The organism is Pseudomonas sp. ADAK13, from assembly GCF_012935715.1.
Classification (GTDB): Bacteria; Pseudomonadota; Gammaproteobacteria; order Pseudomonadales; family Pseudomonadaceae; genus Aquipseudomonas.
Map to the genome: position 1 here is coordinate 705,484 of NZ_CP052860.1, position 21,713 is coordinate 727,196.

Genomic DNA, 21,713 nt, shown 5'->3' on the forward strand with positions numbered 1-21,713 from the left:
TGCCTGCGATGGCGCCATCACTGCCTACGCAAATGCCTGCTCCAGCGCTACACCTGCCCCGGTCAAACCGGAATACGGTGCGGTCACCAGCCACACCGGAATGCCTTTGAAGTAGTCGCTCATGCAGCCTTTGTCGCCAAAACTCCTGGCAAAACCACTCTTGATAAAGAAATCGGCAAAGCGCGGGATCACGCCGCCCACGATGTACACCCCGCCACGACCACCGGTGGTTAGCACGTTGTTACCGGCGACGCGGCCCAGCCAGATACTGAACTGGTCCAGCACTTCCAGGGCAATCGGATCGCCCGCCAGGCCAGCGGCAGTGATGGCCTCGGGGGTTTCCAGTACCGCTTCATGGCCGTCCACCGCGCAGATCGCCCGGTACAACCTGGGCAAGCCACCACCACTCAAGGCGGTTTCCGCGCTGACATGGCCGATCTCAGTGTAGATGTGCTGCCACAGCTGGGCTTCCCGCGGGCTGCTCACCGGCAGGTCGACATGGCCGCCCTCACCCGGCAATGCGGCCCAACGGCCATGGCCGAGGTCGAGCAAGGTGCCCACGCCCAGGCCAGTGCCCGGGCCAATCACCACCGCGGGGCGCAACGGCTCCGGCGTGCCTTCGCACACCACACGGAATTCGTCGGGCTTCAGGCGCGTCATGCCCAGGGCCATGGCCGAAAAGTCATTCACCAGCAGCAACTCGTCCACCTGCAACGTCTTGCAGAAAGCAGTCTTGCTCAGGCGCCAGTGATTGTTGGTGAATTTAAATTCATCTCCACTCACCGGCCCGGCGACCGACAGGCACACCGCGCCAATCGAGCCGATGGCCAGGCCTTCTTCCTTGAGATAGACCTGGATCGCCTCTTCCGGGCTGGCATGATCCGCCGTCGCATGGACGCGGATCGAATGCAGTTCCTGATCACGCCACAACGCAAAACGGGCGTTGGTACCCCCAATATCACCGACCAGCGCAAGCTTCACTTAAGTGTCTCCAGGGCAGAGGTAAAGGCGCTGGCGCCCTGCTCTGCGGAGCTTGCGGCCAAACGCATAAACGCAAACAGCTCGCGACCGGCCCCCACGTTATTGCCCAGAAGGCCCGTGGCAGGCGCGCGCGCTGCAAATTCTTCGGCGTCCACCTTAAGCTCCAAGGTGCCTTTGACGCCATCCACGCGAATGATATCGCCATCGCGCACGCGTGCCAGTGGCCCGCCGCTCTGGGCTTCAGGGTTGACATGAATCGCGGCGGGAATCTTACCCGACGCGCCGGACATGCGCCCGTCTGTTACCAGGGCAACTTTGAAGCCACGGTCCTGCAGCACGCCGAGGAACGGCGTCATCTTGTGCAATTCCGGCATGCCGTTGGAACGTGGCCCCTGGAAACGCATGACGGCAACAAAGTCTTTTTCCAGCTGGCCGGCCTTGAACGCGTCGGCCAGGTCCTGTTGGTCCTGGAACACTACGGCCGGGGCTTCGACGATTTGGTGTTCGAGCGCCACGGCAGAGACCTTCATCACGCCACGGCCCAGGTTGCCTTCCATCACGCGCAGACCGCCTTCCGGGGAAAACGCCCGGGCCACGGGGCGCAGGATGGTTTCGTCGAGGCTTTCGATCGGGCCTTCACGCCATACCAGCTCGCCGTCCACCAGGAACGGTTCCTGGGTGTAGCGGCTCAGGCCGTGACCGGCCACAGTATTGACGTCGTTGTGGAGCAGGCCGGCTTCCAGCAGTTCGCGGATCAGGAACGACATGCCGCCCGCCGCCTGGAAGTGGTTGATGTCGGCCTTGCCGTTTGGATACACGTGGGACAGGGTCGGCACCACCTCGGAGAGGTCGGCCATGTCATCCCAGGTGAGGATGATGCCCGCCGACATGGCGATGGCCGGCATGTGCAGGGTGTGGTTGGTGGACCCGCCGGTGGCGTTGAGGGCGATGATGGAGTTGACGATGGATTTTTCGTCGACGATCTCGCCGATCGGCGTGAAGCTGCCGTTGGCCTTGGTCAGACGGGTGACCTGGTGCGCGGCTTCGCGGGTCAGGGCGTCACGCAGCGGCGTGTACGGGTTGACGAACGAAGCGCCCGGCAAGTGCAGGCCCATCACTTCCATCAACAACTGGTTGGTGTTGGCGGTGCCGTAGAAGGTGCAAGTGCCCGGGCTGTGGTAGGACTTCATCTCCGATTCCAGCAGCTCTTCGCGAGTGGCCTTGCCTTCGGCGTAGCGCTGGCGCACGTCGGCTTTCTGTTTGTTGGAGATACCCGACGGCATCGGGCCGCCCGGCACGAAGATCATCGGCAGGTGGCCGTAGCGCAAGGCGCCCATCATCAGGCCGGGGACGATCTTGTCGCAGATGCCCAGCATCAGCGCGGCGTCGAACATGTTGTGGGACAGCGCTACCGCCGTCGACATCGCAATCACTTCACGGCTCAGCAGGCTGAGCTCCATGCCCGGCTCGCCCTGGGTCACGCCGTCGCACATGGCAGGGGTGCCGCCGGCGAACTGGCCAACAGAGCCGACTTCACGCAGGGCTTTTTTGATTTGCTCGGGGAAATGTTCGTACGGCTGGTGGGCCGACAGCATGTCGTTATATGACGAAACAATTGCCACGTTGGCGGCATTCATCATGCGCAGGCTGTTTTTGTCTTCGGTGCCGCACCCGGCCACACCGTGGGCAAAGTTGGCGCATTGCAGCTTGCCGCGCATCGGGCCGTCGCTGGCAGCGCCGCGAATGAGCGCAAGGTATGCCTCACGGGTTGCACGGCTGCGGGCGATAAGCCGTTCGGTGACCTCAAGTACGCGGGGATGCATGTATAGAACTCCAGGCTAACGGATGTGGCGACCTGAGTGTCTATGCTGGTCAAAAGCCCGCCGCGAAGAGGTTGGCAGGGTGTTGCTTGACCAATCGGACCAGTTGATTCAGGTCACTCGTTGTAGATTGAACAAAATATTGCCACTAAAAAGGCTTGTTTTCTATTTTTATGCGAATAATCTTGTAATTCTTACAACAAATCGACGACAGGCACCTTCCAATGACTCTACGTATCGCTATCAATGGTTTTGGCCGTATTGGCCGTAATGTCCTGCGCGCACTTTATACCCAAGGCTACCGTCAGGATTTGCAGATCGTCGCCATCAACGATCTTGGCGACAGTTCGATCAATGCTCACCTGCTTAAATACGACACCGTCCACGGTACTTTCGACGCAGAGGTCGCCCACGATCAGGAAAGCCTGACCGTCAACGGTGACCGGATTGCCGTGAGTGCCATTCGCAACCCGGCCGACCTGCCGTGGGCTGCACACAAGGTGGACGTGGTCTTCGAATGCACCGGTCTGTTCACCGACCGTGACAAGGCCGCCGCCCATATTACCGCCGGCGCGCGCAAGGTGATCATCTCGGCCCCGGCCAAGGGCGCCGATGCCACCGTGGTGTACGGCGTGAACCATGACATTTTGCGTCAATCCCACCAGATCATCTCCAACGCTTCCTGCACCACCAACTGCCTGGCGCCGGTGGCCCAGGTGCTGCACCGCGAGCTGGGCATCGAAAGCGGCTTGATGACCACTATCCACGCCTACACCAACGACCAGAACCTGACCGACGTCTACCACACCGACCCGTACCGCGCGCGTTCGGCCACCCAGAACATGATCCCGAGCAAGACCGGTGCCGCCGAGGCCGTGGGCCTGGTACTTCCGGAACTCGCAGGCAAGCTGACCGGCATGGCCGTACGTGTGCCGGTGATCAACGTGTCGCTGGTAGACCTCACCGTGCAACTGAAAAAAGAAGCCAGCGCCGAGCAAGTCAACGCGCTGCTGAAAGAAGCCAGCCAGCACTCGAAAATCCTCGGCTACAACACCCTGCCGCTGGTTTCCAGTGACTTTAACCATAACCCGCTTTCGTCGATCTTCGACGCCAACCACACCAAAGTCAGCGGCAAACTGCTGAAAGTGCTGGCCTGGTACGACAACGAGTGGGGCTTCTCGAACCGCATGCTGGATAACTGCCTGGCGCTCTGCAACGCGGAGTAACGGCATGGTCGGCATCGGCTTCATGAACAAGACCATGGCGGCGCGCAAGCGTATCGCCCTGGTTGCCCATGACCATTGCAAGGTGTTTCTCCTGGACTGGGCCGAGCGGCAACAAGACCGCCTGGCCCGCCACGACCTCGTGGCGACCGGCACCACCGGGCACCTGTTGAGTGCCCGCCTGGGCTTGCCCATCGACACCATGATCAGCGGCCCGCTGGGCGGTGATCAGCAACTCGGCGCGCAAATCGCCGAGCAGCGGGTGGACATGCTGGTGTTCTTCTGGGACCCCTTCGAACCACAGCCTCACGACCCGGATATCAAGGCGCTGCTGCGGGTGGCCGCGGTGTGGAACATCCCGGTGGCCTGCAATGAATGCAGCGCCGACTACCTGCTCAGCAGCCCGATGATGGAACAGGCCCATGAGCACCGGATTCCGGACTACCAGGCGTATCTGCGGGACCGCGTATAACCCCGTAACACCTTAAGTGGCCACAAGGCTGCGATCGACTGCGAAGCAGCCGTAAACCAGGCGAACAGGTACTTCAGACATATCGGCAGCGTCTGGAATACGCCGGCTTCGCAGTCGATCGCAGCCTTGGGCCAACGCAAGGCTCTCAAAGTGCCACTTGCCATTTGCGTTGATGATAAGCATTATCATTCGCTGCAAATCGGTCTGGTATCACTGTGAGCCAATCTCGCTTCAATCAAGTCTTCCTCACCCAGCGCGTGATTCTGCTGCGCACCTTGCAGCGGATGGTGAATAACCACAGCACCGCCGAGGACCTGCTGCAGGAAACCTACCTGCGCGTCACCCGGGCCTTGAGCGAACGGCCGATCGACCACCTCGAACCCTTCGTGTACCAGACGGCACGCAACCTGGCGCTGGACCACCTGCGCGCCCGCAGGATTCAGGCCCGTACCCTGCAGGAAGATGTCCCGCTGGACGTCCTGCAAAGCGTCGCCTCCCCGGTCAGCACCCCCGAAGATGCGACACAGGCCGAGCAATTGCTCGAACACCTGAGCGTCAGCCTCGGCCAGTTGAGCGCCCGCCAACAGCAAATCTTTATCCTCAGCCGCCTGCACGGTTGCAGCTATCAGGAGATCGCCGACAAGCTCGATGTGTCCCTGAGCACCGTGCAAAAGGAACTGAAATTGATCATGGCCATCTGCATAGGTGTGGCCGAAAGACTGGATCGCCCTTAAGCTTTGTCGGCACAGTCTGTAGGACTATTGATTAAAACGTGGCGAAGACCCGAGGAACACCGTGACGGATCCGAATAAACTGCACCCCCATGAGCTGGCTCATGAGGTGTTGCAAGACACGGCTATGGACCAAGCCCTCGACTGGCTGATCGCCTTGCAGTGCCCGCAACCCGGGCAGCAGGCCGAATTTGAAGCCTGGCTCGCCAGTGACCCGCTGCACGCCGAAGCCTTCATCAAGGCCCAGGCCGCCTGGGGCGGCGCGCCCGTGCACAGCGCGGCCGTTGCCCTGAATGCGCCGCGCAAGCCCAGCGCCTGGCGCCGTATCAAACCCCACTGGAAGCCCCTGGCCACCGCCGCCGTGTTGCTGCTGGGCCTGTTCAGCTTCAGCAACCTGCCGATGCGCCTGCAGGCCGACCACCTCACCGTAGTCGGCGAGCGCCAGCGCCTGCAGCTGGACGATGGCTCGAAAGTGTTGCTTAACACCAATTCTGCATTCTCCAGCAGCATCAAGGACCACCAGCGCATCGCGCGCCTGTATCAGGGCGAGGCGTTTTTTGAAGTGCTGCCCAGCCGTGGCCTGCCCCTGGAAATCGACGCCGGCCCGGTGCGCGCCAGCGTGCGCGACACCGCCTTCGCCGTGCGCTACCTGAACGGTGAAGCCCAGGTTCAGGTGCAGCGTGGCGATGTGGACCTGAGCAACACCTTTGACGACGCACGGGTACGCCTGAGCGCCGGCGAAAGTATCCGCATCGGACCAAAGGGCTTCGGCCAACCGGCCAAACTGGACACCACCAAGGACCTGGCCTGGGTCGATGGCCGGCTGATTTTCGAAAACTGCCCGATGAGTGAAGTGCTGGCCGAGTTGCGCCGCTACTACCCCGGCTGGATCGTCAACAACAACGACAAGCTCGCCAGCGTCGCGGTCACCGGCAATTACCGCCTCGACCAACCGCTGGACGTCGTGCGTTCGCTGGCCCACATCACCTCGGCCAAGCTTTCGGAATACCCGGCGCTGGTGATCCTGAACTAAATGAGAATTATTTTTACTCGATAGCCCGCGACGGTACGTCTCGTTATAGCCAATGCAACTGATTCCTATTTGATTCAGTGTCGCACCTATAAGATTCGTACCTTCCGGAGCGCTCTCGATGTCCTCTCGTTTCAACCGCCGGTCCTCTTCGCCCGTTCGCCGCCAGGGCCTGTCCCTGCTGACGGCCGCCATTTTGTTGGCCGGTGCGCCCGTCATGGTCGCCAGCGCCGCAGAGCCTGCCACCCGCAGCCAGGGCAATTACAGTTTCAGCATCGAACAGCAATCCCTGGTCTCGGCACTGAACGCCTTTACCGCCGTGACCGGCTGGCAAATCGGCCTGCCCGCCGAACTGGGCCAGGGTGTGTCGTCCCCTGGCGTGCGCGGCTCATTGCCGGCGGATAAAGCCCTGGACCGGCTGTTGGTGGGGACCAACCTGGGCTATCGCAAACTGAGCAATAACAACATCGTCCTGGAAAAGCGTGCCGCTGCCGGCGCCATCACCCTGCAACAAATGACCATCAGCGCCACCCGCCAGGAACAGGCCGTGGACAGCGTGCCCAGTACCGTGACGGTGCATGACCGCGAAGAACTGGACCGCCAGAACGTCAACACCATCCGTGAACTGGTGCGCTACGAGCCGGGTGTTTCGGTCGGTGGTGCCGGTACCCGCTCCAGCAATGCCGGCTACAACATTCGCGGGATCGACGGCGACCGCATCCTGACCCAGGTGGACGGTGTCGAGGTGCCGGACAACTTCTTCAACGGCCCCTACGCCAAGACCCGCCGCAACTACGTCGACCCGGAAATCGTCAAGCGCGTGGAGATCCTGCGCGGCCCGGCCTCGGCCTTGTACGGCAGCAGCGCCATCGGTGGCGCGGTGAGCTACTTCACCCTCGACCCGGACGACATCATCAAGCCCGGCCAGGATGTCGGCGCCCGCCTCAAGACCGGCTACAGCTCCGCCGACGAGAGCTGGCTGACCTCCGGCACCGTCGCCGGTCGCGTACAGGACTTCGACGGCTTGCTGCACCTGAGCCAGCGCAACGGCCACGAGATGGAGTCCTACGACGGCAACAACGCCACCGGCCTGGCCCGTACCGGCGCCAACCCGGAAGATGCGCGCACCACCAACGTGCTGGCCAAACTGGGCTGGAACTACGGTGAAGAAAACCGCCTGGGCCTGACCTACGAGAAGTTCAAGGATGACCGCGACACCAACCTGAAAAACGCGGTGGGCGGCCCGTTCGTCGGTGGCCAGGGCTTTAACTTCTATCGTGGCCGTACGGGCAACGACACCATTACCCGTGAGCGTTTCGGCATCGAGAACAAGTTCGCCCTCGACTCGCCGATTGCCGATCACATCAAGACCAGCCTCAACTACCAGATTGCCAAGACCGACCAGACCACCGCAGAAATCTACCAGCCATCGCGCAAGGTATTGCGCACACGCGACACACTGTACGAAGAGAAACAGTGGGTTTTCGACGCACAACTGGACAAGGCCTTCAGCATCGGCGAAACCGACCATGTCGTGACCTATGGCACCACCCTCAAGCAGCAGAAAGTCACCGGCTCCCGTGAAGGCTCCGCGACTTGCCTGGCGGTCGGCGCAGGTTGCACCGCCATCGGCGCCCCGAGCCCGTCGGCCTCCGACAGCGTGAAAAAGGCCAGCGACTTCCCCGACCCGACCATCAACTCCTATGCATTGTTTGCCCAGGACCAGATCGCCTGGGACAAGTGGACCTTCCTGCCCAGCGTGCGTTATGACTACATCCAGCTCAAACCCAAGCTGACTCAGGAATTCCTCAACACCGTTGACCCGACACGCATCTACGACCATAGCGATTCGGAAAAGAACTGGCACCGTGTAACGCCCAAGTTCGGCATCACTTACGCGTTGACCGAGCAATACACCTGGTTCGGCCAATACGCCGAAGGTTACCGCACGCCGTCGGCCAAAGCCTTGTATGGCCGCTTTGAAAACCTGCAACAGGGCTACACCGTGGAACCCAACCCGGACCTCAAGCCGGAAAGCAGCCGCGGTGTTGAAACCGGGATTCGCGGCAACTTCGACTCGGGCTCGTTTGACGTGGCGGTGTACTACAACAAGTACCGTGATTTCATCGATGAAGACGCCTCCGTCGCCGGCGGCACCGTCCAGCAGTTCGAAGCCAACAACATCAAGCACGCCACCATCAAGGGCGTGGAGGCCAAGGGCCGCTTGAACCTCGACGCGTTTGGCGCACCGCAGGGCCTGTATACCCAAGGCTCGATTGCCTACACCTACGGGCGCAATGACGACAACGGCGAACCGCTGAACAGCGTCAACCCGCTCAAGGGCGTGTTCGGCCTGGGTTACGACCAGCAAAACTACGGCGCCCTGGTCAGCTGGACCCTGGTCAAGAAACAGGACCGCGTAGACAGCACCACCTTCTTCGCACCCGACGGCAACAGCGCCAACGGCCCGTTCAAGACCCCGGGCTTCGGCATCGTCGACCTGACCGGCTTCTACAAGGTCACCCACGACGTGACCATCAACGGTGGCCTGTACAACCTGACCGACAAGAAATACTGGAACTGGGATGACGTGCGCAGCTACGACAGCGTGGGCGAAGCCGGCGTGACCGGCCCGGCCAACCTGGACCGCCTTACCCAGCCGGGCCGCAACTTTGCGATCAACCTGATCTGGGACATCTGACCCATGGAGCCGCACCCCGGCGGAATTTAATCTCCGCCGGGGTGCGGATTTTTTACTGTGACGCGTCTTCTGGTTCGTCTAGTTCATAACAGCCTGGCAACCAGACGCTTCCCCTCTCAAGGACATCTTCATGACCGCTTCTTCTACTGCTGAACGCCCAAGCCTGCGCTCCCAACGCCTGAACCAGATCACCAACGAGCCGCACACCAAGCTCGACGCTCTGGTGAAGGCCCACGCCCCGTTTGAAACTCAAGCCAACTTCGCCCGCTTCGTGGTCGCGCAGTACCTGTTCCAGTCGGAACTGGTGGCGCTGTACAACGACGCCGAACTGATCAAGATCGTCCCTGACCTGGCCGAACGCTGCCGTGCCGAAGCGGCCAAACTGGACCTGGGCGACCTGGACACCGAAGTACCCGCCCCGGTGGCCGGCGCCGTGAACAACCCGAGCAAGGCCGAAGCGCTGGGCTGGCTGTTCGTGTCCGAAGGCTCCAAGCTGGGCGCCGCGTTCCTGATCAAGCGTGCCGTGGGCCTTGGCTTGAGCGAAACCTTCGGTGCCCGTCACCTGGGCGAACCGGCAGGCGGTCGCGCTGAAGGCTGGAAAAGCTTCACCCGCACCCTCGACGCACTGGAATTCAGCGCCGAGGAAGAAGCCGAAGTGGAAAAAGGCGCAGTTGATGCGTTCGTGCGCTTCACCGTGCTGCTGGAACAGGCGTACGCTACCAGCCCTGAACTGGCCTGATTTTTCTGTAGAAACCCAATCAATGTGGGAGCTGGCTTGCCTGCGATGGCATCAACGGGGTGTACCTGATGCACCGAGTTGTCTGCATTTGCAGGCAAGCCAGCTCCCACAGTTGATCGGGTGCCAGTCTCTATAATCTGCAACCCACTCCACCCTGCAAGCCCCACTAAAATGACCGGCAAAACCCAATCCTCGTCCAAAATCGCCCGCGTCCTGTTCGGCCTGCTGGCCTACGTCAGCCTGGGCATCGGCTTGATTGCGATTGTGGTACCGGGCTTGCCCACCACCGAGTTCATCCTGCTGGCCGCCTGGGCCGCCACCAAAAGCTCCCCGCGCCTGAGTGCCTGGCTGGAAAACCATCGGCTGTTCGGGCCAATCCTGTTCAATTGGCGCAACGGCAAAATCATCGCCCGCCGCGCCAAGGTCAGCGCCACCATCAGCATGTTGCTGTGCGCCGGCCTGATGCTGGTGATGCTCGAACACGGCTGGCCGATCTACCTGGCCATCGCCGGAATGAGCATGGGCAACCTGTGGATCTGGTCACGGCCGGAACGCCTTCCGCAACCCGCCTGACACCCGCCTACCGCTCATCGGCTCCCGCTCATGAACCGCCGGCCCAAGCCGATGTTCCGGGCATAGCGCCGAATGGACTCGCGTGAGCTTGCATACTAATAAGTCCATTCGCGGGTACACCTATGTTCGACACCCTCTCCATTCGCTTGAAAATCGTGCTGTTGTCCGGTCTCTGCCTGCTGGGGGTGATCGCGCTGGTGGTCGGCGTGAACCTCTACCAGACCAACCAGAACGACCAACTGATCAGCGACTCAAGCTCGCGAATGCTCACCGACAGCGTGCAGAACCTGTTGCAGGCCAAGGCCGCCGAACAAGCCGTACAACTGCAAAAGACCTTCGGCGAAAGCCTGTTGGTGGTCACCGCCCTCGCCGACCAGATCAAGGACCTGCGCACCCTGGCCGGCAAGCGCTCGCTGGACGCTGGGGCCTTGCGTGAAGAACTCAACCACAGCCTGAAAACCGCCTTCGACCGCAACAGCAAGGTGCTCGGCATCTGGCTGTCGTTCGAGCCCAACGCGCTCGATGGCAAAGACAGCGAATTCGTCAACGATGCCGCCCGTGTGTCCAACGAAAAAGGCCGCTTTTCCAGCTACTGGAGCCGCGCCGGGGGTGAGGGCCTGAACACGGTGATGGTCGAAGAGGACCTGACCAAGACCACCCTCAACCTCAGCGGCACGCCCTACAACATCTGGTACACCTGCCCGCGAGACACCAAAAACACCTGCCTGCTGGACCCGTATGAAGACACGGTGGCCGGCAAACCGGTGTTGATGACCACCATTTCCCTGCCGCTGCTGGTCGACGGAAAAGTGATTGGCGTGGTGGGTGTCGACCTTGCCCTCAACACCCTGCAAGCCGCGACCGATGCGGCGCAAAAAGAGCTGTTCGACGGTGCCGGGCACCTGGAGATTCTCTCCAGCACGGGCCTGATCGCCGGCTACAGCGGCGAACCTGCCAAAGTCGGCAAGAACCTGATCGACACCCTCGGGGCCGAAGGCAAGGAGATTGTGCAACTGTTGGCCAACGATACTCGCAAGATCCGCGAGGAAGACGGCACGATCCGCGCGGTGTACCCGGTCAAGCCGATTGCCGACGCAAAATCCTGGGGCATCGTCATCAAACTGCCCAAGGAAGTGCTGCTGGCTGATGCCCACAAACTCCAGGCCGTACTCGACAAGGCCCAGGCCAGTGGCACCGTCAAGGCGTTGCTGGTGGGCGCAGCCGCCGGCTTGCTGGGCCTGCTGCTGATCTGGCTGACGGCCACCGGCGTGACCCGGCCGATCAACAGCGTGGCCGCCATGCTCAAGGAAATCGCCAGCGGCGACGGTGACCTCACACAACGCCTGGCCTACGGAAAAAAGGATGAGCTCGGGGAACTGGTGAACTGGTTCAACCGCTTCCTCGACAAGCTGCAGCCGACCATCGCGCAGATCAAGCAAAGCATCACCGAAGCCCGTGGCACCGCTGATCAGTCTTCGGAAATCGCGCGCCAGACCAGTGAAGGCATGCAGGTGCAGTTCCGTGAGATCGACCAGGTGGCCACGGCCTCGAATGAAATGAGCGCCACCGCCCACGACGTGGCCAACAGCGCATCAAACGCCGCCAGCGCTGCCCGGGGCGCCGACCAGTCAGCCCGTGAAGGCATGCAGATTATTGAACGCAGCACCCGCGACATCACCACCCTGGCCGAAGAAGTCAGCAAGGCCGTGACCGAAGTCGAAGCCCTGGCGGTGAACAGCGAACAGATCGGCTCGGTACTGGAAGTGATCCGCAGCATTGCCGAACAGACCAACCTGCTGGCCCTGAACGCTGCGATTGAAGCGGCGCGGGCCGGGGAAAGCGGGCGCGGTTTTGCGGTGGTGGCCGACGAGGTGCGCAACCTGGCCAAGCGTACCCAGGATTCGGTGGAGGAGATTCGCCTGGTGATCGAACGCATCCAGACCGGCACCCGCGGGGTGGTGGCGACCATGCATTCGAGCCAGAACCAGGCCCAGAACAATGCCGGGCAGATTCATCAGGCCGTGCAAGCGCTGGGCAAGATCAGCGACGCGGTGACGGTAATCAGCGACATGAACCTGCAAATCGCCAGCGCCGCCGAGCAGCAGAGTGCTGTGGCCGAAGAGGTCAACCGCAACGTCTCGGCGATCCGCACCGTGACCGAAACCCTGACCGGCCAGGCCACCGAATCGGCCTCCATCAGCAGCCAACTCAATGCCCTGGCCAGCCAACAGATGAAGCTGATAGATCAGTTTCGGGTTTAAGCCCCGGTCCAGGCGGCCACGAACGGCGCCAGGTCTTCCTTCGGCGCCGTACGCGGCGGGTTTTGTGGGGTGCCCAGGTAGAGGAAGCCAATCACTTCCTCATCCCCGGTCAAACCCAAACCTTTGGCGACGTGGGCCGAGTACGACAACTCGCCGGTGCGCCACACCGCGCCGATCCCCTGGGCGTACGCCGCCAGCAGAATCCCGTGGGCCGCGCAGGCCGCTGCCAGGCGCTGCTCGGACTTGGGCACCTTGAAGTGTTCTTGCAGGCGGGCAATCACCACCACCACCAACGGCGCACGCAGCGGGCCATTTTGTGCCTTGTCGATAAACGCCTGGGGCGCGTCGGCGTCTTGCAGACGGGCGGCTTCGGCCAGCAGCGTGCCCATGCGCTCACGTGCCGCACCTTCCACTGTCAGGAAGCGCCAAGGCCGCAGTTGGCCGTGGTCGGGGGCGCGCATGGCGGCGGCGAACAGCAGGTCGCGCTGCTCCTGGGTCGGTGCCGGGTCCAGCAGTCGCGGCACGGAAACACGGTTGAGCAAAGCGTCGAGAGCCTGCATTGGCCACCTCCAGAGAAAAATGTGCAGCCATTCTAGCGGGAATGAATCGGATACCACCAAACGATAATTGCTCTTATTCAATCCGCCCTGCCCTGTTAGACTTTGCGGCCTTATTTTCAGCCTACGTTCAGGAAGACTGATGTCCCGTTCGCCCCTTCGCCTGTCTGCACTGTTGATGGCCCTGAGCCTGAGTGCCTGCGATGACGCCCCGCGATTCACGAAAGCGGAGCCGGGCGAAGCACGTGCCGGTGGCGCGGCAACGGTGAGGAAGACCGACCAGAACGCTTTCTCGCTGCCTTCGGCCAACCTGTCGCCCACCCGGCGCCTGGACTTCAGCGTGGGCAACAGTTTCTTCCGCAGCCCCTGGGTGATTGCACCGTCCACCACCACCGCCCGCGACGGGTTGGGGCCGCTGTTCAATACCAATGCCTGCCAGAACTGCCATATCAAGGACGGCCGAGGTCATCCGCCGCTGCCCGATGCGCCCAACGCGGTGTCGATGCTGGTGCGCCTGTCGATTCCCGATGCGCCGCCCTATGCCAAGGTCATCGAGCAACTGGGCGTAGTCCCCGAGCCGGTCTACGGTGGGCAATTGCAAGACATGGCCGTACCCGGCGTCGCGCCGGAAGGCAAGGTGCGGGTCGACTACACACCGGTCAATGTCCGCTTCAGGGACGGCACCGTGGTCGAACTGCGCAAGCCGGCGCTGCAAATCACCCAGTTGGGTTACGGCCCGATGCACCCCGACACGCGGTTCTCGGCCCGGGTTGCACCGCCGATGATCGGCCTGGGGCTGCTGGAAGCGATTGCAGACGCCGACATCCTGCGCAACACCGACCCGAAAACCGCCGACAAGGAAGCTCTCGTCGGACGGGCGAATTGGGTCTGGGACGATGCGCAACACAAGACTGTCCTCGGTCGATTTGGCTGGAAAGCCGGGCAGCCGAACCTCAATCAACAAAATGTTCACGCGTTCTCTGGTGATATGGGCCTCACCACGTCCCTGAGACCGTTCGATGACTGCACCGATGCACAAGTGGCCTGCAAACAGGCGCCCAACGGCAATGGCCCGGATGGCGAGCCTGAGGTCAGCGACAACATCCTGCGCCTGGTGCTGTTCTACACCCGCAACCTGGCCGTGCCCGCCCGCCGCGACGTCAACGCACCGCAAGTGCTGGCCGGGAAAAACCTGTTCTACCAGGCCGGTTGCCAGGGCTGCCACACCCCGCAATTCACCACGGCGCCCACCGCAGCCGAACCTGAATTGGCCAACCAGGTGATTCGCCCCTACAGCGATTTGCTGTTGCACGACATGGGCGACGGGCTGGCCGATAACCGCAGCGAATTCAAGGCCGGTGGCCGCGACTGGCGCACGCCGCCGTTGTGGGGCATCGGCCTGACGCAAGCCGTGAGTGGCCACACCCAGTTCTTGCATGACGGCCGCGCCCGCAACCTGATGGAAGCCGTGCTGTGGCACGGCGGAGAAGCCCAGGCGGCGCAGCAGCATGTGTTGTCGTTCAATGCCGAACAGCGCGCCGCGTTGCTGGCATTTCTGAATTCTTTATAAGCTTTGTCCTAATTACAGAAGGGAGCTCGACATGTTCCGTCCCAAGTTGTTGTTCACCAGCCTGGCCGCCCTCGCCCTCGGTGCGTGCTCGCCCCAGGACCCGCAAGCGGTGACCTCGGCGGCCATCGCCAAGCAAGTGATCCTGCCGACCTACAGCCGCTGGGTTGAAGCCGACCGCCAACTGGCCGTCAGCGCCCTGGCCTACTGCCAGGGCAAGGAAAGCCTGGAGACCGCCCGCGCCGACTTCCTGCACGCGCAAAAAGCCTGGGCCGAGTTGCAGCCGTTGCTGATCGGCCCGCTGGCCGAGGGCAACCGTTCGTGGCAGGTGCAGTTCTGGCCGGACAAGAAAAACCTGGTGGGCCGTCAGGTCGAACAACTGGTGAGCGCCCAACCGCAGATCGACGCCGCCGCATTGGCCAAATCCAGCGTCGTGGTGCAGGGCCTGTCGGCCTACGAATACATCCTCTACGACGCCAAGACTGACCTGGCGGACGAGACGCAAAAAGCCCGTTACTGCCCGCTGCTGGTGGCCATTGGCGAGCGCCAGAAACTGCTGGCCGAAGAAATCCTCTCGAGCTGGAACAGCACCGACGGCATGCTGGCGCAGATGACCAAGTTTCCTAACCAGCGCTACGCCGATTCCCACGAAGCCATCGCCGACCTGCTGCGGGTCCAAGTGACCGCGCTGGACACCCTGAAGAAAAAACTCGGCACGCCAATGGGCCGCCAGACCAAGGGCATCCCGCAGCCGTTCCAGGCTGATGCGTGGCGCAGCCAGTCGTCCCTGCAAAGCCTGGAGGCCAGCCTGGCTGCCGCCCAGACCGTCTGGGTCGGCGTCGACAACAAAGGCCTGCGCGGCCTGTTGCCGGCCGATCAAAAGCCGTTGGCTGACAAGATCGACGCCGCGTATGCCGCGTCCCTGAAACTGTTCGCCAGCAACCAGCGTTCGCTGAACGAACTGCTGGCCGACGATGCCGGGCGCCAGCAACTCAACGATATCTACGACAGCCTCAACGTGGTCCACCGCCTGCACGAAGGCGAACTGGCCAAGGCGCTGGGCATCCAACTGGGCTTTAACGCCAACGACGGTGACTGATGATGCTCAGGCGACAGGCTTTGGCGATCGGCAGCGTGCTGCTCAGTGCAATCACCCTGGGTGGCTGGACGCTGTTCAAGCAGAAGGGCAAAAGCCCGCTGCTGCTCTCGGCGCGGGATGACAGTGACGGCAAGCACTACGCCGTCGGCTTCCACCTGGACGGCAAGCAGGTGTTTGCCACCCAGGTCGGCCAGCGTTGCCACGACATCATCAACCACCCGACACTGCCGATTGCGCTGTTTGTCGCCCGTCGGCCGGGCACCGAGAGCTACCTGATCGACTTGCGGGACGGGGCGCTGCTGCAAACCATCACCTCCAAGGCCAATCGCCACTTCTATGGGCACGCGGTGGTTCACAAGGACGGCGAGTGGCTGTATGCCACGGAGAACGACACCTCCGACCCGGGTCGCGGCTTGCTGGGCGTGTATCGGTTTGAGGGTGAGCGGTTGGTGCACACCGGCGAGATTTCTACCCATGGGATCGGGCCGCATCAGGTGTCGTGGATGCCAGACGGCGAGACGCTGGTGGTGGCTAACGGCGGGATTCGTACCGAGGCCGAGAGCCGGGTCGAGATGAACCTGAATGCCATGGAGCCGAGCCTGGTCCTGATGCAGCGCGACGGGACACTGTTGAGCAAGGAGACCCTGGGCCAGCAGATGAACAGCGTGCGGCATATGGGGATTGCCAGCGACGGTACGATCCTCGCCGGGCAGCAGTTTATGGGGGCGTCTCATGAGCGCTCGGAGTTGCTGGCGATCAAACGGCCGGGGCAGGCGTTTGTGGCGTTTCCGGTGGCGGATGAGCAGTTGCAGGCCATGGGGCATTACACGGCCAGTGTGGCGGTGCACAGTGAGTTGCGACTGGTGGCGCTGACGGCGCCCCGGGGGAACCGGTTCTTTATCTGGAACATGGACAGCGCTGAGTTGCTGCTGGACGGGCCGTTGCCGGACTGTGCCGGGGTGGGCGCGGTGGCGGACGGGTTTGTGGTGACTTCCGGTCAGGGGCGTTGCCGGTTTTATGATTGTCGGCAGGTGCCGTTGGTGGGTAAGCCGCTGGAGTTGCCGGCGGGGCTTTGGGATAACCATCTGCATCTGGTTTGATCGGGGGTATATCCGTTGCTGCGGTCAGGGCTGATATGGGTTCCGCTCTTACAGCGGGTCACTTTTGGAAAAGAGCCCCAAAAGTAACCAAAAGGGCTCTTGCCCCACCACTCGGCACCTCGCCTAGGCTCGGTGTGCCCTCACTCCGGCTTTGGACCGTGGGCCGCCGCGATGGGCCATCCTTGGCCCAGCGCGGCTAACCCGGCGTCCTGCCGGGTTACCCACGCTCCAAAGCCTGCGTTCGGCCAGCGTGGTTTAACGGGGCGCCTAAGATCAAGATCAAAAGCAGATCAACAGCACAGCGGCCTACAGGCCGGCTTGAGTGGTGTGAAGCAAAGGCAAGATCAAAATCTACAGCGGGCACGGTCCAACTGTAGGAGCTGGCTTGCCTGCGATGGCATCAACTGGGTGTACCTGAGAGACCGAGTTGTCTGCATCGCAGGCAAGCCAGCTCCCACAGAAAAGCAGAGCTGCATCCGTTTCAGATTTGGTTTTCGCTTTGGCTTTTGCTCTGGCTTTTGATCTGGCTTCTACCACTCAAGCCGGCCTGTAGGCCGCTGTGCTCTTGCTTTTGATCTTGATCTGGCTCTGACTGCCCCAATAAGCCCGAGGCCGAACGTAGGGATTGAGGAGCGGGTAAACCGGCAGGACGCCGGTTTAGCCGCGACGGGGCAGGGACGCCCCGTCGCGGCGGCCCGCGGAGCAATGCCGGAGTGAGGGAACACCGAGCCTAAGCGAGGTGCCGACAGGCGGGGCAGAGCCCTTTGCTTACTTTGGGGCTTTTCCAAAGTGAGCCGCTGTAAGAGCGGAACCCATAGCGGCCGTTACCGAAGAAACGGATATACACCCAACCCCCAAAAACCCAAGCCCAAATAAAAGGCCTCGAACCAGCGAGGCCTTTTATTTGGGCTTCAATCTCTTCAACTTTGTGGCCTCATCCCTTGGGACATCCCGAACATGAATAACAACAACTCATGATCAGGCTTGGCCGTGACACCGACCTTGGCGATCCGCGGCATCGGGCACTGCTGCCCGACACCCTGCACCGCACTGAGGACTTGTGTCCGGGGCTGCTCCCAGGCAGCCAGGGCCAGGGCAGCTATGCCCAACGCCCCCAACAGAAACAAACCTCGTGCAATTTCTAGCTTCATTACGTTAAACCTTTGATAGCGCTGCCAAACGCCGTCTCGTAAAAGTAGCTGAGTTTTTTCCAGTCCGTAGAATTCCACGACGAATGGCGACGCAACTGCAACATGTCGTGCCGAGCCGCCCGAAACGCGGTCAACCGCTGGCGGCACTTCTCGAAGTCCAGCAGCGCCACTTCTACCTTGGCCGCATCACCCTCGCCCGTCACCCGCACAAAGATATGCTTGATATACAGGCAACCATGCTGCCAACGGCCCTTGTGCATCCGCGCCAGGGTACCGGCCAGTTCCTTGAGCAGGCGCTCATGCACCAACTCGCCATACTGCTCGCGACCACCGGCGGCGTACCAGTTTTCGATCTCGTCGAAACCGTCCAGCGACGCCGTCACCAACAACGCTTTCCATTGGTGCTCAGGGTCGCGGCGGGCTTCGCAGAACACCAGTTCCGGCACGCGTACATCCAGCAAACGCAGGCCCTTGAGGGCATCGCGCTCACGTAAAACAGTGGGGCGTCCAAAAGGATGGAGCCAACTGCGGTAGATATGGCCGGTCTGGCGCTTGCTGTAGAGCAAACGACCATTGGTGCCCACAACCCGTTGCACACCACTTTCACCGCCACGACGACGATTGGGTTCCTCGACCCACTCGCCCTGCTGGCGCCAGAAATAATCAAATCGCTCTTCGGGAGCTACTTCACTACCTGCTAAACACTCGACAGCCATCCTGTTACCTCTTGCGCAATACATACACTCGCCACATGGCGTAGAGCGGTATGAAGTCCAGAGATTCCTGAACACGGAAACCGGCCTGTTCAAACTCTGCCTCAACAGTAGCAGCCGGTAACACGAACCGATTTTGGTAACCTTCCTGCTCACCTTTCTTGCGACGCCGCACTTCGGCACGCTTGCGTTTCCACGCCTTGAAGTTGCCGTCCACCCACAACGAGATAATCACGCTGTCGCGGGTAACACGCTGAAATTCGCGCAGTATTGCCAGCCTGTGCTCGGGGTCACCAATGTGGTGCATCAAGCGCATGCAGAAAATGCTGTCGACTGCGTTGTCGGGCAAATCAATATCAAAGGCAGACGTCTGCAAGGGGCGTACCCGTTTCACCACATCCGCCGGTTGAGCGACGGTGGCGATCTTCAACATCGACGCTGAATTGTCGGCGCCAATGATCACGCGGTTGGGCTTTTCTGCCAGTAATGGCCAGAAACGCCCGGCCCCACACGGCAAGTCCAGCACCAGGCCAGGCTCACCGGCCATGGCCAGCGCACCACGCGCCAATTGCTCGTCGCGTTTGTGGGACAACCGGCGAGCCAGATTGTCCTGATGTTTGAGCAAATAATTCTGCGCGTGCTGATCGTCGTACTTTTCGGAAAATTCGAGCTTGATCGGAGTAGGCATCAACGGGTCTCCAGTTACTGATGCCTACAACCTTAAGCAGAATCCTGTGATCAACAGGTCAACACATTGTGAAAAACTTGTCCTGTCGAATCGTATACATTACAAAACTTTGCAGATACAAGTCGTGGCATGGTGCCATCTTCGGCGAAAATCGAGGAGTCTGCCGCAGGGTAGCGGCAGGGCAGGCATCAGGGTTTGACCTGACTCAACTCGACGTGAAAACGGCAACCGTTGGGCTCCATGGTACTGAGGCTGACGCTCCAGCCCTGGTTCTCGCAGATGCGCTGGACCAGCGACAAACCCAGGCCCAGGCCTTCACCGCGCTTTTCACTGCCGCGCACAAACGGCTCGAACATCGCTTCGCGCTTGTCCTCGGGAATTCCCACGCCGGAGTCTTCCACCACAAAGCCACTCGGCTCCAGGGTGAGGCGGATAAAGCCTTGCTCGGTGTAATGCAGTGCATTGCGCAGCAGGTTGCCCATCACCGCGTGCAGGAAGGTCGCGTTGTAGCGGGTGTCCAACGGTGCCCCGGGCTGATAAATCAGTTCAAGGCCTTTGCGCTCGATCGGCTCACGCCAGATCCCCAGCAGGTCGTCGGCCACCTGCGCCAGGTTGGCCTGGGGCGACATGCCCGCCTCTTCGCGCTGGGCACGGGCCAGCATCAGGAAGGTCTGAACCAGCTCGCGCATTTCCTCACTGGCCCGCGCAATGCGCTCAACCTGCTTGCGGCCGCGCTGATCAATCGCCGGGTTCTCCAGCAACAGTTCGCAGGAACTGGCGAGCACCATCAGCGGGGTGCGCAACTCGTGGCTGACGTCGCTGGTAAACAGCTGCTCCCGAGACAACGCCTGGCGCAAGCGGCCCAGGGTCGCGTCGAAGGCCACCGCCAACTCACCGACCTCATCCGCGGCATAGTCCGGGGCCAGGGGCGGCGCCAGCCCGAGTAACTGGTCACGATGGCGCACCTGGCGAGCCAGGCGCACCACCGGCGCCATGACCTTGCGCGCCAGTACCCAACCGAGGAACACCGCCAGCGCCAGGCTAAGCACAAACCCCACCAGCACCACGGCAAACAGCACGCGCTCGCGCTCTTCGAAATCGCTCTGGTCTTGCAGCAGGACATAGCGGCGACCGTCGACGATTTCGACCATCGCGTGGTAGGAAAGCTGCTCGCGGAATACCTCGTGAAAACCGGCGTCCAGGTGGCGCAAGTCTTTGGGCAGCTCGAAATCGCCAGGGCCGCCGCTGAAGTAGAACAGCTGGTCCGGCTCGGGACGGTGGCTCCAGTCCTCGACGCTGTCCATCAGCAGCAGGCGTTGCAAGTCACCGCCAAGGCCTGCCGAAATGAGTTTTTCTTCCACCAGGTGCACTGTGGCGACGATGCCCATGGCGAAGGCCCCCGCCACCAATGCGCTCATCAAGGCGAAGGCAATGATGATCCGCTGGGCAAGGCTTTGCTTAAACTCCATCACGACCCTCGGCCAGGCGATAACCCACACCGTGCACCGTTTGCAGCAACGGTTTGGCGAAGGGTTTATCAATCACCTGACGCAGTTGATGGACATGGCTGCGCAAGCTGTCGCTGTCAGGGCAGTCATCGCCCCACAGGGCTTCTTCGAGAATTTCGCGGCGCAACACGTGAGGGCTTTTTTGCATCAGCACCGCCAGCAGCTTCAGGCCGACCGGGTTGAGCTTGAGCAGGCGCCCTTCGCGGGTGACTTCCAGGGTGTCGAGGTCGTAACTCAGGTCACCGACTTGCAAGGCACGGCGACCGCCGCCCTGGGCACGGCGCAGCACCGCTTCGATGCGTGCGGCCAATTCCGACAGCGCAAACGGCTTGAGCAGGTAGTCATCGGCGCCAGACTTGAAGCCCTGCAGCCGGTCATCCAGTTGGTCACGGGCGGTGAGCATGATCACCGGCGTGTCGCGGCGTGCGTCTTCACGCAGGCGTTTGCACAGGGTGTAGCCATCAATGCCGGGCAGCATGATGTCGAGCACGATCAGGTCGTAATGTTCGGTTGCAGCCAGGTGCAAGCCCGACAAACCGTCCTGCGCACAGTCTACGGTGTAGCCCTTCAGCCCCAGGTAATCGGCCAGGTTGGCCAGAATATCGCGGTTGTCTTCAACCAATAAAATTCGCATGGGCAGTGTCTCCGTACGCGGTAACGGCCGTGTTGGCTCGCGCAGCTTAAGGCCAAGTATGGCTCACGGCTAGGGCTGAAGGCCGCGTCAATTACTGTTTTCAACCGATTGCAGGACTTAACGAGTTTTTCACTATAGGTTCACAACCTGACTACAGTGTCAGCG

At 61.6% G+C, this 21,713-nt stretch carries 19 protein-coding genes and 1 pseudogene; 12 read left to right on the forward strand and 8 right to left on the reverse strand.

All coding sequences use genetic code 11. From position 1 onward, the window contains the following. Positions 1-24: 24 nt before the first annotated feature. Together HKK54_RS03400 and edd are read right to left on the reverse strand one after the other, a co-directional pair. Complete coding sequence (locus HKK54_RS03400) at positions 25-981, reverse strand: glucokinase (protein WP_010169995.1); 957 nt, start codon at positions 979-981, stop codon at positions 25-27. Continuing rightward, positions 978-2,804, reverse strand: coding sequence for a phosphogluconate dehydratase (gene edd, locus HKK54_RS03405; protein WP_169386151.1), 1,827 nt, complete (start codon positions 2,802-2,804; stop codon positions 978-980). Before edd ends, HKK54_RS03400 begins: the two co-directional genes overlap by 4 nt. A 221-nt stretch (positions 2,805-3,025) precedes the next feature. Between edd and gap the strand changes: the two genes are divergently transcribed. The 9 genes and pseudogenes from gap (at position 3,026) to HKK54_RS33915 (ending at position 12,531) form a co-directional block, all read left to right on the forward strand. Further along, positions 3,026-4,027 (forward strand): type I glyceraldehyde-3-phosphate dehydrogenase, encoded by a 1,002-nt coding sequence (gene gap, locus HKK54_RS03410; RefSeq protein WP_003214117.1) that lies wholly within the window; start codon positions 3,026-3,028, stop codon positions 4,025-4,027. A 4-nt stretch (positions 4,028-4,031) separates the two neighbouring features. Beyond that, a complete protein-coding gene (locus HKK54_RS03415) occupies positions 4,032-4,496 on the forward strand; it encodes a methylglyoxal synthase (protein WP_010169997.1) in 465 nt (154 codons plus the stop codon). Between the two features lie 215 nt (positions 4,497-4,711). Next, positions 4,712-5,230 (forward strand): RNA polymerase sigma factor, encoded by a 519-nt coding sequence (locus tag HKK54_RS03420; protein ID WP_003214115.1) that lies wholly within the window; start codon positions 4,712-4,714, stop codon positions 5,228-5,230. Positions 5,231-5,291: 61 nt separating this feature from the next. Beyond that, positions 5,292-6,260, forward strand: coding sequence for a FecR family protein (locus tag HKK54_RS03425; RefSeq protein WP_169386152.1), 969 nt, complete (start codon positions 5,292-5,294; stop codon positions 6,258-6,260). 118 nt (positions 6,261-6,378) lie between these two features. Further along, positions 6,379-8,958 carry a TonB-dependent receptor gene (locus HKK54_RS03430; RefSeq protein WP_010170001.1) on the forward strand — a complete coding sequence of 860 codons (2,580 nt, stop codon included), beginning with the start codon at positions 6,379-6,381 and terminating at the stop codon, positions 8,956-8,958. A gap of 130 nt (positions 8,959-9,088) precedes the next feature. Then, entirely contained in the window at positions 9,089-9,697 is a 609-nt protein-coding gene (locus tag HKK54_RS03435) for a biliverdin-producing heme oxygenase (protein ID WP_169386153.1), read from the forward strand. Between the two features lie 171 nt (positions 9,698-9,868). Next, positions 9,869-10,270 (forward strand): YbaN family protein, encoded by a 402-nt coding sequence (locus tag HKK54_RS03440; protein WP_169386154.1) that lies wholly within the window; start codon positions 9,869-9,871, stop codon positions 10,268-10,270. Between the two features lie 263 nt (positions 10,271-10,533). Then, positions 10,534-11,673: pseudogene (locus HKK54_RS33910) on the forward strand (PDC sensor domain-containing protein); the annotation flags it as partial. Positions 11,674-11,775: 102 nt separating this feature from the next. Further along, positions 11,776-12,531 carry a methyl-accepting chemotaxis protein gene (locus tag HKK54_RS33915; protein WP_442962329.1) on the forward strand — a complete coding sequence of 252 codons (756 nt, stop codon included), beginning with the start codon at positions 11,776-11,778 and terminating at the stop codon, positions 12,529-12,531. On the opposite strand, the gene HKK54_RS03450 is transcribed toward HKK54_RS33915, so the two are convergent. After that, the gene (locus HKK54_RS03450) at positions 12,528-13,091 is read right to left on the reverse strand and encodes an NAD(P)H nitroreductase (RefSeq protein WP_010170004.1); all 564 of its coding nucleotides are present in this window, start codon (positions 13,089-13,091) and stop codon (positions 12,528-12,530) included. The genes HKK54_RS33915 and HKK54_RS03450 overlap by 4 nt on opposite strands. Positions 13,092-13,230: 139 nt before the next feature. On the opposite strand from HKK54_RS03450, the gene HKK54_RS03455 reads away from it, so the two are divergent. The 3 genes from HKK54_RS03455 to HKK54_RS03465 are packed head-to-tail and all read left to right on the forward strand — an operon-like array spanning position 13,231 to position 16,854. After that, on the forward strand, positions 13,231-14,658 hold the full coding sequence (locus HKK54_RS03455; protein WP_169386156.1) for a di-heme oxidoreductase family protein: 1,428 nt from the start codon (positions 13,231-13,233) through the stop codon (positions 14,656-14,658). A 31-nt stretch (positions 14,659-14,689) separates the two neighbouring features. Further along, positions 14,690-15,754: an imelysin family protein gene (locus tag HKK54_RS03460; RefSeq protein WP_010170006.1), complete on the forward strand. Its 1,065-nt coding sequence runs from the start codon at positions 14,690-14,692 to the stop codon at positions 15,752-15,754. A gap of 2 nt (positions 15,755-15,756) precedes the next feature. Beyond that, positions 15,757-16,854, forward strand: coding sequence for a DUF1513 domain-containing protein (locus HKK54_RS03465; protein ID WP_169389240.1), 1,098 nt, complete (start codon positions 15,757-15,759; stop codon positions 16,852-16,854). Between the two features lie 920 nt (positions 16,855-17,774). Here HKK54_RS03465 and HKK54_RS03470 read toward each other — a convergent pair. The 5 genes from HKK54_RS03470 to colR all read right to left on the reverse strand — a co-directional run bounded on the left by HKK54_RS03470 (position 17,775) and on the right by colR (position 21,548). Beyond that, positions 17,775-18,005, reverse strand: a complete 231-nt coding sequence (locus HKK54_RS03470; RefSeq protein WP_010170008.1) for a hypothetical protein — start codon at positions 18,003-18,005, stop codon at positions 17,775-17,777. After that, positions 18,005-18,721 carry a lipopolysaccharide kinase InaA family protein gene (locus tag HKK54_RS03475; protein WP_029615863.1) on the reverse strand — a complete coding sequence of 239 codons (717 nt, stop codon included), beginning with the start codon at positions 18,719-18,721 and terminating at the stop codon, positions 18,005-18,007. Before HKK54_RS03475 ends, HKK54_RS03470 begins: the two co-directional genes overlap by 1 nt. Positions 18,722-18,725: 4 nt before the next feature. Beyond that, positions 18,726-19,406, reverse strand: a complete 681-nt coding sequence (locus tag HKK54_RS03480) for a class I SAM-dependent methyltransferase (protein WP_003208584.1) — start codon at positions 19,404-19,406, stop codon at positions 18,726-18,728. A gap of 188 nt (positions 19,407-19,594) precedes the next feature. Beyond that, on the reverse strand, positions 19,595-20,875 hold the full coding sequence (locus tag HKK54_RS03485) for a sensor histidine kinase (protein ID WP_169386157.1): 1,281 nt from the start codon (positions 20,873-20,875) through the stop codon (positions 19,595-19,597). Beyond that, positions 20,865-21,548, reverse strand: a complete 684-nt coding sequence (gene colR, locus HKK54_RS03490; RefSeq protein WP_003175870.1) for a two-component system response regulator ColR — start codon at positions 21,546-21,548, stop codon at positions 20,865-20,867. Before colR ends, HKK54_RS03485 begins: the two co-directional genes overlap by 11 nt. Positions 21,549-21,713: the final 165 nt, after the last annotated feature.